This window comes from Bacillus sp. PS196 (genome assembly GCF_037963555.1).
GTDB classification, from domain to species: domain Bacteria; phylum Bacillota; class Bacilli; order Bacillales; family Bacillaceae; genus Bacillus; species Bacillus subtilis.
In genome coordinates, this window is the sequence record NZ_CP150159.1 from 557987 (window position 1) to 572712 (window position 14726).

Below are 14726 nucleotides of genomic sequence, written 5' to 3' on the forward strand. Positions count from 1 at the left end.
TGTTGTTGCATCATCCCCACTTTAAGCTTAATCTATTGAATAATAAGAGAAGGAACCTATAGAAGAATAAAATAAATAACGAGATGTCAAAAATAAAACTGGACTTCATTATTATCAATTCACGTAAATGTAAAAAGCTTGGAAAGAGGGGAATTCTTTCATGACAAATAGCAGAACGAATCCGAAGGTTGATGAATTTTTAAGTAAAGCGAAAAAGTGGAAGGAAGAATTTGAGAAGTTGAGAACCATCATTCTTGACTGTGAGCTGACTGAAGATTTTAAGTGGATGCATCCTTGTTACACATACAATAATAAAAATGTCGTTTTAATACATGGGTTTAAAGAATATTGTGCGCTTCTGTTTCACAAAGGCGCCTTATTACAGGATACCGATGGAATTCTCATTCAACAAACGGAGAATGTACAGGCGGCGCGCCAGATTCGGTTTACAAATGTTCAGGAAATAAATGAGCTAGAAAACATTTTGAAAGCCTATATTCACGAAGCCATTGAAGTTGAAAAAGCCGGTTTGAAAGTGGATGTTAACAAAAATATTGAATTGAACATTCCTGAAGAACTTCAAAATAAATTCGATGAAATCCCTGCCTTGAAAACTGCTTTTGAAGCATTGACCCCGGGACGGCAAAGAGCATACACTCTTTATTTTTCTCAAGCCAAACAATCCAAAACCCGAGAATCGAGAGTCGAAAAATATGTGCAAAAAATTCTCGATGGAAAGGGATTAAAGGATTAGGCACGCCAAGGTTCAGGCTAAAGGAATAGCATCATAGCGTAATAAGATCATTTCTATAGAAGAAAAACAAGCATAGTAAGATGCTTGTTTTTTCTTAGGACAACATTCACTTACTGCTGAAATGCTTCTTTTGATTAACATTGTATGCCACTAGACAGCGTTATAAAATATTAATGCAACACCTAGAAATAGCTCAATGGTACGGCTCATCACATTTAGAATGCCTAGGAGAACTAATAGAACCGGAAGATTTTTCAGCAAGTTACTGCACTTCAAACTTTGTTTTTATATTAATATATCTTATTTCCTTATTAACCATTGTATTTAGTCAGGTACAGACAAACGAATACTGATTAATGAATCATCATGATATCAATGAGCCGCTTGATTTTTTCATCGTCGCCTGTATCAACGTACACTGTTTTTCTGTTTTTTATGATACTCTCAGTCACTTCCCGCATGACGCCTTTTTCTACATCATCAGCGGAATCCCAGCGTAAAGGCACATTATATACATGAATCGTGCCATCCCCATTGCCATGATAAGTGACTGATCCATCCACTAAACGAGAACCTGCTAACTGGGTTACATCTTCTGGATAGCTGGCACTTGTATCATCATTAGGATTAATTGGCTCGCCAGCCGAAATATGTCGAACATTTAATTCATCTATCTCTTGATTAGATCCAAGTTGAAGCCAAACTCTGGCATATTCAATTTTTTCCGAAGAGTATGCTGCCAATACATTGTCTTCTTTGCTTTTCTCTTCTGCTGAAGAGGTCTCATTTGCAGCTTTTGTTGCGGATTCTTCTGATTCAGTTATTGGCTCCGCTTCATCCTTGCGTATTTTGGTGCTGTCTTCAGGCTCAGCGTGTTTTTCATCAGTTTGCACAGCAGACGCTTGATTTGAAGGTTGTTGTGCTTCTTCATCCTTACTGCCCGTACATCCAGCAAGCAAAGTCATGAGCAGCAGGGCAGTATTGCAATAATATATCTTTCTGTGTTTCTTCATTTTTTCATTCCTCTCCATTAACTCAGGTCAGCTTCATATATAAGTTTATGTATCTAAATATTACCATGGAATAGATAGGATGATGTTGAAAACTGTTTAAGAAGAGGAAACGATCTTGAATAGCATCGCGAAAACTTAAGAATTCTTAAGAAGTTTTGCCCCTTTTTCTGTGTTTTCAAGCGGGAACATGATGAAGGATTTAGAACGTAAATATCCAGAGTTGAAAAAATTATTGGAGACTTATAATTATAAGTTTTTGGCGCTGGGGATGATTTGTCCAATAGCTCCAACAGATGTCGTTTGTTTTTTATCGGCAGCTGTAGGAATCAAGTATACCACTTACATTTTAACGGTTATCGTTACGAATATCCCTTTATTGATATTTTCGAGTTTCATTGTGATCAATTTTAGTGAGTCATTAATGGGAACTGTATTGGTTGTCGCATCATTTGTTTTGGTTTCTATTGTATCCATTAAAATGTGGAACACCCTTAAGCATAAACGGAGCACATAGAAATGCCACGAGACTAACCATTTATAGCTTATAAGCACCTGTAGAGATTTAAGTTCTTTCGGTATCCAATAATACCAAGGGTATAACTGCCCTTGGTATTATGTTCTGCTGCACATATATAAACCCTCCATTTTCGTTTGTAGATCCTTTTTAATTTTTGTATTTTAGGTTGAATGATCACCAGAAGAAAAATGAACGCATGATCTGAAAAGCTGTTTTGTCGCAAAATAAATAAATCAACCAACGATAACAATCTCGCTACTACGATAGATTTTGATTACTGTATATAATCGTTTTTTAGTAAATGCTCTTTCATTTTTTGAATTGCCTTCGCTTCGTCGGCTCCATGAGCGTATATATGTATTTCGGTTCCTGGTTTAATTCCTAAATCCATAATGTCCATGATGGCTTTTGGCGCTTGTTTGAGGTTAACAGTTTTCCCTTGGTATTCAAGAAAAATGTCTGATGTAAACCGATGAGCTATACTGACTAACAGGGTAGCTGGTCGCGCAAACCCTGTTTCCTTAATGATCGTAAATTGTCTTTTAATCATTCTTCACCTCATTAAAGTCTGCCTCTTGACGGATTTATAGTTGGGTTGCAGATCAAATTTGAATTTAGAGTACCTTTAGGATAAGTGATCTAATTTCATCATTTTCTCTGCATTTTGAAATAACACCCTTTCTTTGTGTTTACAAAATAATTCTCAACTAACTAAAATGGACAATGACTTCATTCGGGAAAAAGCATGATTCACTATCAGCTTTTATTTATTATTGTAAATACAAACATGGTGTGTACAATGGTTACATTCAGGCGATTTGTTGATTATTCAACATTCCACTCTAAATTGTTGATTATCTTAAGAAAGTTTGGTGAAAAGCTATGTCCAAAGTGGATAGAAGAATAACCAAAAGCCAAGAGGCTATTAAAATAGCTCTGATTGAGCTGATGACTGAAAAAAGTTTTGATCATATTACGATTAAGGAAATTTCTGAAAGGGCAAATGTAAACCGGGGAACAATCTATCTTCATTACTTAGATAAATTTGATCTATTAGAAAAAATTATGGAAGAGCATATAAACAATATGGGGGATTTTTGTGAGTCGGCAGCTGAAATGGACTGGATTGAATCGACTGTACACTGCATGGAATACCTTGAGAGTAATTATTTATTCTTTTCGACGATGTTAGCCAGTGAAGGCGCTCGATATTTTCGCAGTCAGTTCCTTAAGTTTAATATCGAAGAGTTCAGGAAAGATGTAGATGTAACGAAAGGCAAGAATTACGGCCAAAGTGAAGATGTCATTGTTGAATTTATAGCAAATGCTTACGTAGGGGTAGTGGAATGGTGGTTAAAAAACGAAATGCCTTATCCGCCTCGTGTCATGGCAGAAAAAGTGGGGGATTTATTAGAGAGGATTTTATAATGGAGGCAGGAAATGGGTGTTGACTTATTTGTCTAGGCACTTCGATCGCATACAAAATACCAAGGGCCAGCAACCCTTGGTATTTTTATACCTTCATGCATTTTTGAAGTTTATGCTTAAAGGTCTGCCTTACTTTGCAAATCGCCGAGCTGCGGCAACGCACATGATAACGGCGATATTCACTGCTACGAGTGCCCAGCCTACTTTCTCGTGCAGTATCACTGAGGCAAGCAGCAGTCCAAAAAAAGGCTGGAGAAGCTGGAGCTGCCCAACCGCTGCAATTCCCCCTTGGGCAAGACCTCGATACCAGAACACGAAGCCAATCAGCATGCTGAATAAGGATACATATGCAAGACTGAGCAGCGCGGGAACGCCGATCGCCGACCATGAGTCCGGCGTAAAAAAGAACGACAATGGCAGCATAAGAGGAAGCGACAGAACGAGTGCCCATGAGATCACCTGCCAATTCCCCAGACGCCGTGAAAGTTTGGCCCCTTCTGCATAACCAAGACCGCATACGACAATAGAAGCCAGCATGTACGCGTCGCCAAGCGGGGATGAACCTCCCCCCTGAATGAGGGCGAAACCTGCTACTAACAAGCTGCCGGCAGCTGAGAAAATCCAGAAGACGGGCCGAGGGCGTTCACCCCCGCGCAGTACGCCGAAGACTGCCGTTGCGAGTGGAAGAAGTCCAATGAAGACAATGGCGTGTGCGGATGTGACATGCTGAAGCGCTAAAGCTGTCAGCAACGGGAAACCAATCACTACGCCAAACGCTACCACTAATAATGAAATGAGGTCTCTTTTGGCAGGATGCTGCTGCCGGAAGATGAGAAGGAGACCTCCCGCCAGTACACCAGCTATCGCAGCACGGCAAACGGTGAGAAATAACGGATCGAAGTCTGACACAGCCAAACGGGTCGCAGGCAGCGAGCCGCTGAAAATGAGTACGCCTATAAAACCATTTATCCAGCCATTTGTTGTTTTGTTCATTATAATCACTCCACATATCTTTCTTGTTCATTGTCTGTATTTTCTTAACAAAACCAGCAGCTAAGGATTACAATGACTATAAACTGGAATTGGCCTTTTTTAAACGGCCAGTTTTCATAAAAAAATGCATACCAGTTAGGAGAACAACGTGCAAATGGATATCACGCCTTTTTTGAATAGAACTCTGGATATTCCGCTTTATCAGCAGCTTTATCGGTATTTTAAAGAAAATATGCATCGGGGCCGTATTCAAAAAGGAATGAAGCTTCCTTCAAAAAGACTTTTGGCGAATCAGCTTTCCATCAGCCAAACGACTGTAGAACGTGCCTATGAACAGCTCGCTGCTGAAGGTTATATTGTGAGCAAGCCAAGAAGCGGGTGGTTTGCTGATTATCATGATTCTGATTTTGCTTATGATAGAATGCCAAGCACAACACCCATTCAACAAGAAGCAGAAGAAAATAAACAATGGATTGATTTTCATTATGGAAATGTAGATTCTTCTTACTTCCCTTTTTCCGCATGGCGAAAAAGCATGGTCAATAGCTTAGACCAATATGGACACGAGCTTTATCGGCCGGGACATGTTTTAGGAGAGTTTGAGCTGAGAACACTCATTGCAGAGTACCTGTATCAATCTCGGGGTGTTCATTGCGGCCCTGAACAAGTGATTATAGGTGCCGGGAACCCTATTCTGCTGCAAATCTTGTGCCAAGTTTTTGAGCCGAATATTTCTATAGGGTATGAGGATCCTGGTTATCCAAGAGCACGCAAAATTTTTGAAGCCAATCGCATGAATATTGTTCCGATACCAGTCGATGAGGAAGGAATCTGTATACAGAAGATCAAAGAACAGCAGCCAAACCTTGTATATGTCACACCTTCCCATCAATTTACGCTGGGAACAATCATGACGATCAACAGAAGAATTCAGCTGCTCAAATGGGCGGCCGAAAATCAATCCTTTATCATAGAGGATGATTATGACGGGGAATTTAGGTACACAGGACAGCCGGTTCCTTCTCTGCAAGGGCTTGATCAGCATAACCGTGTCATTTATATGGGCACTTTTTCTAAGTCTCTTTTGCCCTCGCTGCGTATCAGCTATATGATTCTTCCTTCGCCTCTTTTAAAAAAGGGGCATGAAATCACGTCCTTATATAAGCAGACAGTGTCCTGCCACAGTCAGCTAACCCTAGCTGAATTTATAAAAAATGGAGAGTGGCAAAAACACATCAACAGAATGAGAAAACTTTACCGCAAAAAAAGAGCCATTGTATTAGAGGCAGTGCAAAGGGAATTAGGAGAGCATGTCAGAATCCGCGGAGAAAACTCTGGGCTTCGTATCTTACTTGACGTTTATTTGCCATTTGGTGAAAAAGAGTTAATTGAGAAGGCGAAAAAACATGGAGTAAAAATTTATCCTGTTTCTCTTTCTTATCAACATCATCCTCCTGCAAAAACGGTTTCGCTCGGGTTTGCAGGGGTTTCTGAATCCAACATAAGAGAAGGCATAAAAAAACTGAAGGCTGCCTGGAAGATATGAGGGAGCTTTCAGTTTAGCAAAAAGGCCAAGTGACGACTAAGTGTTGAGAGCTGTTCAATATTTTTTAAGTATATGATGAGTGCCGGCAGTCCAGTCCACGATATGTCTGTTTAGCGAAAAACAGAATTTTTTATTTGCTCCTCACAGTGCTAAAATAAACAAAATAGACAATTGAAAAAATAGAGGTGTAAGAATGAAGTTAGATGAGTTTACAATTGGCCAGGTCTTCAAAACGAAATCATTAAAAGTATCAAAAGATGATATTATGCGGTTTGCGGGTGAATTTGACCCTCAGTATATGCATGTAGATGAAGAAAAAGCGAGTAAAGGCAGATTTAATGGAATTATCGCTTCCGGCATACAAACACTGGCCATATCTTTTAAACTTTGGATTGAAGAAGGTCTCTATGGAGACGATATTATAGCCGGAACAGAGATGAATCATATGACATTCATAAAACCCGTATATCCGGATGATGAATTGTTTACAATTGTTGAGGTTCTTGATAAGCAGCCAAAGAGAAATGAATTGGGAATACTCACAGTATTGCTATCTACTTATAATCAAAAAGAAGTAAAAGTGTTTGAAGGTGAGTTATCCGTATTGATGAAACGATAACTCAGAAAGCCCGCTTTTCGCGGGCTCGATTGAAGCAGATGGGTGAAAGATGTTAGCGGGTTTCTTTTGAAAAATAAGAGGTTAAAATATCATAAACAATAGGCAAAGAAGTAAACCCCTCATTTTCTAGAAAATGACCCCCGTGCTGGACTTCGTATAACGCAGCGTCAATTTGTTGTGCCAGCTCCTTGCTCCATGAAAATGGAACAATTTGGTCGTTCTTAGAAGCAATGACAGCACGGTGCTTCGCGGACTCAATGATTGTTTGATGATCAAACGATCCCTGTGTAAATTCATCTAACATCTGTAAAGTGGGCAATGATTTGGCAAAGCCGGAAACAAGAATGATTCCGCCAAGCTGTTTTCGCAATTGAATATGTTCCAAAAATCTCAAAATGGCGGGGCACCCTAAGCTGTGAGCAACCAAATACGTATTTTCATGTAAAGTATGTTGATAAAAAGAGAGTGTCTCCAGCCAATCCTCAAGTCTTGGCTGGAGCGGATTAGGCATGTTTAAAATGTCTGCTTGGACCCCATCTGCGAGCAGACGTTTTTTCAGCCAAGGGAACCAATGATTTGTTGAGGAAGCTCTGTAGCCATGAATGATATAGACCTGTTTTTTCATTTTTTTCTCCAAACGAAGTATTTTCATTCAGTATAAAATTCCTCTCATTGGGAAACAAGTACGCACTTTTTTGTAAGTAGCTTTACATATGAGGCATTCCTTGTGCCATTCCCCACTTACACATTTCATCTATGAGGGGGTACAAAGATCGCCCTCTGTCAGATAACGAATACTCTACTTTCAGTGGGGTTTGAGAAACCTCAGACCGATGAATAAGGCCGTCAGTTTGCAATTCCTTAAGCTGTGCGCTTAACATTTTATGGGTGATGAAGGGCATAGCCCTTTTCAGCTCGCCGTATCTCATCGTTTTTTCACACCCTAACTCATAGAGTATTCTCATTTTCCATTTGCCCCCTATAAGAGACAAGGTGTATTCAAATGGGGCTTGTTTACTGCGGCACAGGCTATCCATGTAATCGAACCTCCTTTTTAAGGTATCATATCAGAATAATTCAGTATTTTCGGTGTTGAAGTTTGAGGGCGATTCGCGATCTGAACTGAAAGGAACGCTTGCTCAACAGGCGGCACGGTACATGAATGTTCTAAGTCAAAGAGGGTTACCTTACTGTTAATTACTTTATTTAAAAAAACGCATGTTTTTAGCTGAAAATATCTATTATGGTATATTTAAATATAACGAAATATTTGAGAAATGAGGAATGGTATGAATACAACCAAAAAACATAAGAAATTTAAAGCGAAAATGATTTTCCAAATCATCATGGTTATCATTGGAGGAATCATAGCTGCGTATGGACTAGAAACAGTGCTCATTCCAAACAGTGTATCTGATGGAGGGGTGACGGGTCTTAGCATCGTTGGTTCACAGCTATTCAACTTGCCGCTGGGGATTTTGATTGCAGTGATCAACATTCCATTTGTCTGGTTAGGATATAAGCAAATAGGGAAAAGCTTTGCATTATTATCAATTATCGGAATCGTATCGCTTGCCGCGGGGACAAGCTTTTTCCACCACACACCCGCCATCATAGAAGGAGATACCCTGTTAATTACCGTTGTCGGCGGGATTATCCTTGGATTCGGAATGGGGCTGGCGCTGCGTAATGGCGGCGCATTAGATGGAATTGACATGCTTGCTGTGCTGCTATCCCGAAAACTGCCATTCGGAACGAGCGATCTCATTCTATTCTTAAACCTTTTCGTGTTTATTTTTGTTTCCACAGTATTTGGCTTACAAGGGGCATTGCTTTCAGTCATTGCTTACTACATTGCATCCAAAGTGATTCATGTTGTGGAGGAAGGCTTAAGCGGCTCTAAAACCTTTCAAATTATTACAACCCAACCTGAATTAATGGTAGAGACAATACGTGATCAATTAGGCCGAAGCGCCACATATAAAGAAGCTTACGGGGGTTTTTCCCACGAGAAATTTAAAGAAATCACATGTGTCATCAACCGTTTAGAAGAAACCAAACTAAAGGAAATTATTAATGATATTGATAAATCCGCCTTTGTCACCGTATATGACGTAGCTGAAGTGAAGGGCAGCAATTTTAGAAATCTTAATCATCACTAAAAAATAGAATGACCTTTTTAACCGTAACTGACATGCCGCGGGTAATTTAATCAAAAACACTTTTTTGAGGGCTTGTGGGTGTCACCAGTGAAGGTCTGAATCATAAAAATACCAAGGGAATCAAAACCCTTGGTATTTTTTCTGGTTATTAGATTTTATCTTCAGCTTTACGTGCTGCTTCGAGCTTATCAATCCTGTCTTTATATTTTTCTCCCCAGTCCTTCATGTGCAGGATAACAGGTTCTAATGTTCTTCCAAACTCAGTTAAAGAGTATTCGACTTTTGGAGGGACCTGTTTATAAACCTCGCGGTGAATCACGCCATCCCGTTCCAATTCTCTTAATTGTAGCGTGAGCATACGCTGGGTAATTTTTGGGTATAGTTTTCGAAACTCATTAAACCTCTTTTTACCGTCAATGAGATGATAAAGAAGAATGCCTTTCCACTTACCTCCGATGATATCTAATGTTGTCTCCACCGGACATCCTTCAAAGTCATCAGAAGAATAATCAATGCCGAGTTTACGATTTCTCAAGCTGTTCACTCCTAATAGTATACTTTTTGATACTATATACATTCAATGTGCGTACTTTTTATATTTTAATATACATCATATAATGATGTCACATCTAAGGAATGAAAGGAATGGATCATATGAAAACACTCGTACTCGTTGTACATCCGAATATAGAATCCTCTCGTATCAATAAAAAGTGGAAAGAAGCCGTTTTAAGTGAACCGGATGTAACTGTCCATGATCTTTATGAAAAATATCGCGATCAACCAATTGATGTGGAATTTGAACAACAGCAGCTCCTGGCCCATGACCGTATCGTTTTTCAGTTTCCATTATACTGGTACAGCAGTCCACCGCTTTTAAAACAGTGGTTTGATGAAGTGTTTACGTTTGGCTGGGCTCATGGTCCCGGCGGAAATAAATTGAAGGGGAAAGAGTGGGTAACTGCCATGTCCATCGGTTCACCTGAACACTCTTATCAAGCCGGCGGATATAACTTGTTTTCAATAAGCGAGCTGACAAAACCGTTCCAAGCATCTGCCCATTTAGTAGGCATGACCTATCTGCCTTCCTTTGCCGAATATCGCGCCAATACAATCAGTGACCAAGAAATTGCCGAAAGTGCGAATCGGTATGTAAAGCATATTACAAATATAGAATTAAACCCGAAGGTTCGCCTGCAAAGATATTTGAAACAGCTGGAGGGTGTCGATTTAACATAAAGATTGATTTTGGAAAATCCTGTACTCACCAAGCAGGATTTTTTCTTGTTCAGCAGAGGGATTTTAACATATAGCGAAAAAAGAAGAAGCCACCAAAAATAAGCTATTTGCTTGGTCCTGACTGCTTATTTTTGGTGAAAGACTTATTTCTCTGTGATGAAATAAAGCAAAGCGATGACCGGAAAAGCGATTCCAATCCATAATGCTGTACTCCATCCCCCTGAGGCATATGCCCATCCTCCAATTGATGACCCTATCGCACCGCCTAGAAAGAAGATCGCCATGAATAATCCGTTTAATCGACTGCGAATTTCAGGCGCCAACGAAAAAATAGCACGTTGACTGAGCACGAGGTTTGCAGATACACCCATATCTAACAGAATAGCTGCGGCCACTAGAACTGTTATACCGACGGGGGATCTGCTCTGAATCATGAGCGGCAGTAATAAAGAGACAACGACAACACCGAGAGCGATTCCAGTGGCAAGCCGGGTCAAGCCTCGATCAGCCAGGCGGCCGCCTATTGGTGCAGCGACTGCACCCGCAATGCCCACCAATGCGTAGAGTGCTATTGCCTTCTGAGAAAAATGAAAATCAGGACCCGACAATAATAAAGGAACGGTAGTCCAGAACAAGCTGAAAGCTCCAAATACAAACGCATGATAGATGGCACGGCGGCGTAAGACTGGAGTCGTGCGCAGCAGCTTCCACATTGAACCGAGTAAGGCAGTATAGTTTGTATTTGCTGTTGGTTTTCTGGCAGGAAGCACTTTTGATAATACGATGGCCAGGACAACACTTACCACGGCGGACAAAGCGAATATTGCATTCCAACCCCAGATATCAGCGACTAGACTAGATATCGGACGGGAAAGCATAATACCGAGTAATAAGCCGCTCATGACATTGCCAACAACCCGGCCGCGTGCAGCGTCTGATGCAAGGTATGATGCAAATGGAACAAGCACTTGGGCTGCGATTGATCCCAATCCGACGAAAAACGCAGCTGCTAAAAACAGTGTTCCATGCTTCACAAATGCTGTTAGTGTCAAAGCTGCTGCGCTTAGAAGGAGCGATGCAACGACAAGTTTTTTGTTTTCGATAATATCTCCTAAAGGGACAAGGAATAGTAAGCCGGCAACGTATCCGATTTGGGTGAGTGTGACGATCAATCCAGCACTGCCTGGAGAAAGTCCAATTGCCTTACTAATTAATCCGACCAAGGGTTGTGCATAGTAAAGATTAGCAACAATGATACCGCATGCAGTTGCGAGAAGAAGGGTTAAACTGGGGGAAATCCTCTGACTTGCTTGTTTGTTTCCATTAGCCATAAGAATGAACTCCTTTTTAAGTGGTTTTTTGAGTATAATCATGACTTCTCAACACAAGTGATTTTATAAACTGAACGTTCAGTTTTGTTGATTAATGAAAATAATATACTAAACGTTCAGTTTTGTAAATGGATTTCTGTTTTCTTTTTTATTTAGGTTAAGTATACTGAACGTATAGTTTATATTTCGGGAAGGAATGATTCATGTGCAGAGTAAACGAGGGCGGCCGCGTGATGAAGGAACGCATAAGGCGATTCTATCTGCAGCCTATGGCCTATTGCTGGAAAAAGGCTTCGATGCGGTGACAGTCGATAAAATTGCAGAGCGTGCGAAAGTGAGTAAAGCAACGATTTATAAATGGTGGTCTAACAAAGCTGCCGTTATCATGGACAGCTTTCTTTCGACAGCGACGGACAGGCTGCCTGTGCCTGATACAGGGTCGTCAGTACAAGATATAGTAACCCACGCCACGAATTTAGCTAGGTTTTTGACAAGCCGGGAAGGAACCGTTATTAAGGAATTAATAGGTGCAGGGCAGTTGGATGAAAAATTGGCAGAAGAATATCGCATGCGATTTTTCCAGCCTCGCCGCCTCCAAGCGAAAGGCCTTCTAGAAAAGGGAATTCAGAAAGGTGAATTGAGAGAGAATCTTGATATTGAAGTAAGCATAGATCTCATTTACGGACCAATTTTCTATCGTCTGCTTATAACAGGGGATGAGGTGAATGATTCCTATGTGCATGATTTGGTGATGAACGCGTTTAAGGGAGTTCAAGCTACCTCTGCTACAGAGAGTATGTAGCTGATAAGAACTGCAAAAGCTACGGTTTATATGACAAATTGGTTCTCTCTAATCGCACAGTGAAAGATAAGATTTTTGTTGCTGAGCGGAATCGAGGGAAAAGTTCTCTTATCGGATGTCGAAAAAGAAGTCATTCAATCGTGAATACATAACATCATATTATTACATTCCTTTTCATCGATTGGAACAAGGGTTCTATACTTCAATGGAATATCGCAAAGTTGGAGTATTTAAAGAACAGGGGAAAATCGATGGCCATTATGTAGGTGTCATGGCAATGGAAAAAATACTTGCAATGTAAACAGGCCTCTAAAGAGACCTGTTTTTTAATATCCAGATGATTGTCTAGTTTCAGCTTGGGCTCTATGACTACTCCCATAACTGAAATAGTCTAATATTTATACCGGAATATTTGATGTTCCAAATATAAGGGATTGTTTATATAAATAAAAGTTTATATAATGACGTGGGCGCTAAGGAAACGCGGGGAGCGACTCAGGTTTTCGTTTTCGAAGTTTTGATCCTTAAGATATACGGAGCGCTACATATGGAAACGTAAAGGGGAATGTATAATCATTTGGCGTGTATATAACGATTTGCTTATATATTGATTTGGGAAGGAGGAGCTCATATGACGATTGATGTTGCGGCGATGACTCGTTGTTTGAAAACACTTAGTGATCAAACTAGGCTTATAATGATGAGATTATTTCTTGAAAAAGAATATTGTGTCTGTCAATTGGTTGATATGTTCGAAATGAGCCAGCCCGCCATAAGCCAGCATTTGCGGAAATTAAAAAACGCAGGTTTTGTGAATGAGGACAGAAGAGGCCAATGGCGTTATTATTCAATAAATGGTTCCTGTCCTGAGTTTGATACATTGCAATTGATCTTACATCAAATTGATCAGGAGGATGAATTGTTAAACCATATCAAACAAAAGAAAACTCAAGCGTGTTGCCAGTAAGGAGGCATTAGATTGACATCAATGATTTTGGCAGTATTCATCTTTTTATTAACTCTAGTATTGGTCATATGGCAGCCGAAAAATTTATCTATAGGGTGGTCAGCCTGTGGAGGCGCAGTTTTAGCTCTAATAGCAGGTGTTGTCAATTTTCATGATGTGTTAACTGTGACAGGGATTGTTTGGAATGCGACCTTGGCTTTTGTGGCCATCATACTGATATCGTTAATTCTTGATAATATCGGTTTCTTTGAATGGGCAGCGCTTCATATGGCTAAGGCTGCAAAAGGAAACGGTGTGCGGATGTTCGTTTATGTATCTCTATTAGGGGCTATCGTCGCCGCGTTATTTGCAAATGACGGTGCAGCTCTTATATTGACACCAATCGTATTAGCGATGGTCAGAGCGTTACATTTTAATGAAAAATTAGTTTTTCCTTTTATTATTGCCAGCGGATTTATTGCGGATACCACTTCGCTTCCTTTAGTAGTGAGCAATTTGGTCAACATTGTTTCAGCGGACTATTTTCATATTACGTTTATTGATTATGCATCCAGAATGGTTGTCCCGTACTTGTTTTCGCTGCTGGCGAGCATCATTGTACTTTACCTTTTCTTTAGAAAAAGCATACCAAAACGCTATGATCTGACTGAGGTTAAAAAACCTGTTGAAGCAATTAAAGATCAAAACATGTTCAGACTGTCATGGTATATCTTAGGGCTGCTGTTAATTGGATATTTTGCAAGTGAATTTTTTTCTATCCCTGTATCAGTGGTAGCGGGTAGCATTGCGATCATTTTCTTAATCGCTGCGCAAAAGAGTCCGGCCGTCCATACAAAGAAAGTGGTGAAAGAGGCGCCATGGGCTATCGTATTCTTTTCAATTGGCATGTACGTTGTTGTGTATGGTGTCCGAAATGCCGGATTAACGGATGTCCTTTCAGATGTGATTCAAGCCGCAGCTGATCAAGGATTGTTTGCTGGGACAATTGGAATGGGCTTTATTGCGGCGATTCTTTCTTCCATTATGAATAACTTGCCGACTGTTATGATTGACGCATTGGCGATTGCCGGTACAGATACACATGGGATGATGAGAGAAGCGCTTATTTATGCAAATGTGATCGGTTCAGATTTAGGGCCTAAAATAACACCGATTGGTTCCTTGGCGACATTATTATGGCTTCATGTTCTTTCGCACAAAGGTATGAAGATTTCCTGGGGCACGTATTTTAAAACAGGAATTATCCTCACGATACCCACTTTATTGATCACACTTGTCGGCCTGTATATTTGGCTGCTGATAATCCATTCTTGTTTCTAAAAGGACAAGGTCACTATATCAAGGAAAACAATGCA

General features: G+C 40.2%; 17 protein-coding genes. 10 read left to right on the forward strand and 7 right to left on the reverse strand.

Going from position 1 to position 14726, the window contains the following annotated elements; genetic code table 11:
• Positions 1-160: 160 nt before the first annotated feature.
• Positions 161-754, forward strand: coding sequence for a YdeI family protein (locus NST79_RS02945; protein WP_019712427.1), 594 nt, complete (start codon positions 161-163; stop codon positions 752-754).
• A 353-nt stretch (positions 755-1107) separates the two neighbouring features.
• Here the strand turns inward: NST79_RS02945 and NST79_RS02950 are convergent, their stop codons facing one another.
• Positions 1108-1767 carry a hypothetical protein gene (locus NST79_RS02950; protein WP_106074094.1) on the reverse strand — a complete coding sequence of 220 codons (660 nt, stop codon included), beginning with the start codon at positions 1765-1767 and terminating at the stop codon, positions 1108-1110.
• Between the two features lie 190 nt (positions 1768-1957).
• Between NST79_RS02950 and NST79_RS02955 the strand changes: the two genes are divergently transcribed.
• Positions 1958-2281, forward strand: a complete 324-nt coding sequence (locus NST79_RS02955; RefSeq protein WP_019712429.1) for a hypothetical protein — start codon at positions 1958-1960, stop codon at positions 2279-2281.
• A gap of 277 nt (positions 2282-2558) precedes the next feature.
• Here the strand turns inward: NST79_RS02955 and NST79_RS02960 are convergent, their stop codons facing one another.
• Complete coding sequence (locus NST79_RS02960) at positions 2559-2834, reverse strand: HPr family phosphocarrier protein (protein WP_014478952.1); 276 nt, start codon at positions 2832-2834, stop codon at positions 2559-2561.
• A 332-nt stretch (positions 2835-3166) separates the two neighbouring features.
• Here NST79_RS02960 and NST79_RS02965 point away from each other — a divergent pair, with 332 nt between their 5' ends.
• Positions 3167-3712 carry a TetR/AcrR family transcriptional regulator gene (locus NST79_RS02965; protein WP_015252737.1) on the forward strand — a complete coding sequence of 182 codons (546 nt, stop codon included), beginning with the start codon at positions 3167-3169 and terminating at the stop codon, positions 3710-3712.
• Between the two features lie 129 nt (positions 3713-3841).
• On the opposite strand, the gene NST79_RS02970 is transcribed toward NST79_RS02965, so the two are convergent.
• Positions 3842-4705: a DMT family transporter gene (locus tag NST79_RS02970; RefSeq protein WP_003234225.1), complete on the reverse strand. Its 864-nt coding sequence runs from the start codon at positions 4703-4705 to the stop codon at positions 3842-3844.
• A 154-nt stretch (positions 4706-4859) separates the two neighbouring features.
• On the opposite strand from NST79_RS02970, the gene NST79_RS02975 reads away from it, so the two are divergent.
• Together NST79_RS02975 and NST79_RS02980 are read left to right on the forward strand one after the other, a co-directional pair.
• Positions 4860-6251, forward strand: coding sequence for a PLP-dependent aminotransferase family protein (locus tag NST79_RS02975; RefSeq protein ID WP_212059813.1), 1392 nt, complete (start codon positions 4860-4862; stop codon positions 6249-6251).
• Positions 6252-6444: 193 nt separating this feature from the next.
• On the forward strand, positions 6445-6870 hold the full coding sequence (locus tag NST79_RS02980) for a MaoC family dehydratase (RefSeq protein WP_024572354.1): 426 nt from the start codon (positions 6445-6447) through the stop codon (positions 6868-6870).
• Between the two features lie 52 nt (positions 6871-6922).
• Here the strand turns inward: NST79_RS02980 and NST79_RS02985 are convergent, their stop codons facing one another.
• The gene (locus NST79_RS02985; protein ID WP_116316441.1) at positions 6923-7495 is read right to left on the reverse strand and encodes an alpha/beta hydrolase; all 573 of its coding nucleotides are present in this window, start codon (positions 7493-7495) and stop codon (positions 6923-6925) included.
• Between the two features lie 82 nt (positions 7496-7577).
• Complete coding sequence (locus NST79_RS02990) at positions 7578-7907, reverse strand: winged helix-turn-helix transcriptional regulator (RefSeq protein ID WP_024572356.1); 330 nt, start codon at positions 7905-7907, stop codon at positions 7578-7580.
• Positions 7908-8159: 252 nt separating this feature from the next.
• Here NST79_RS02990 and NST79_RS02995 point away from each other — a divergent pair, with 252 nt between their 5' ends.
• On the forward strand, positions 8160-9032 hold the full coding sequence (locus NST79_RS02995) for a YitT family protein (protein WP_021481667.1): 873 nt from the start codon (positions 8160-8162) through the stop codon (positions 9030-9032).
• 148 nt (positions 9033-9180) lie between these two features.
• On the opposite strand, the gene NST79_RS03000 is transcribed toward NST79_RS02995, so the two are convergent.
• A complete protein-coding gene (locus NST79_RS03000; RefSeq protein ID WP_003242640.1) occupies positions 9181-9567 on the reverse strand; it encodes a winged helix-turn-helix transcriptional regulator in 387 nt (128 codons plus the stop codon).
• A 110-nt stretch (positions 9568-9677) separates the two neighbouring features.
• Here NST79_RS03000 and NST79_RS03005 point away from each other — a divergent pair, with 110 nt between their 5' ends.
• Positions 9678-10271, forward strand: a complete 594-nt coding sequence (locus tag NST79_RS03005; protein ID WP_015252732.1) for an NAD(P)H-dependent oxidoreductase — start codon at positions 9678-9680, stop codon at positions 10269-10271.
• Between the two features lie 143 nt (positions 10272-10414).
• Here NST79_RS03005 and NST79_RS03010 read toward each other — a convergent pair whose 3' ends face one another.
• A complete protein-coding gene (locus tag NST79_RS03010; RefSeq protein ID WP_212059777.1) occupies positions 10415-11602 on the reverse strand; it encodes an MFS transporter in 1188 nt (395 codons plus the stop codon).
• A 205-nt stretch (positions 11603-11807) separates the two neighbouring features.
• Here NST79_RS03010 and NST79_RS03015 point away from each other — a divergent pair, with 205 nt between their 5' ends.
• From NST79_RS03015 to NST79_RS03025, 3 genes are all read left to right on the forward strand, one after another.
• Positions 11808-12404, forward strand: a complete 597-nt coding sequence (locus NST79_RS03015; protein WP_080348090.1) for a TetR/AcrR family transcriptional regulator — start codon at positions 11808-11810, stop codon at positions 12402-12404.
• Between the two features lie 631 nt (positions 12405-13035).
• Positions 13036-13371, forward strand: coding sequence for a metal-responsive transcriptional regulator AseR (aseR, locus tag NST79_RS03020; protein ID WP_015482851.1), 336 nt, complete (start codon positions 13036-13038; stop codon positions 13369-13371).
• A 12-nt stretch (positions 13372-13383) separates the two neighbouring features.
• Positions 13384-14691, forward strand: a complete 1308-nt coding sequence (locus tag NST79_RS03025) for an arsenical efflux pump membrane protein ArsB (RefSeq protein ID WP_014478962.1) — start codon at positions 13384-13386, stop codon at positions 14689-14691.
• Positions 14692-14726 lie beyond the last annotated feature (35 nt).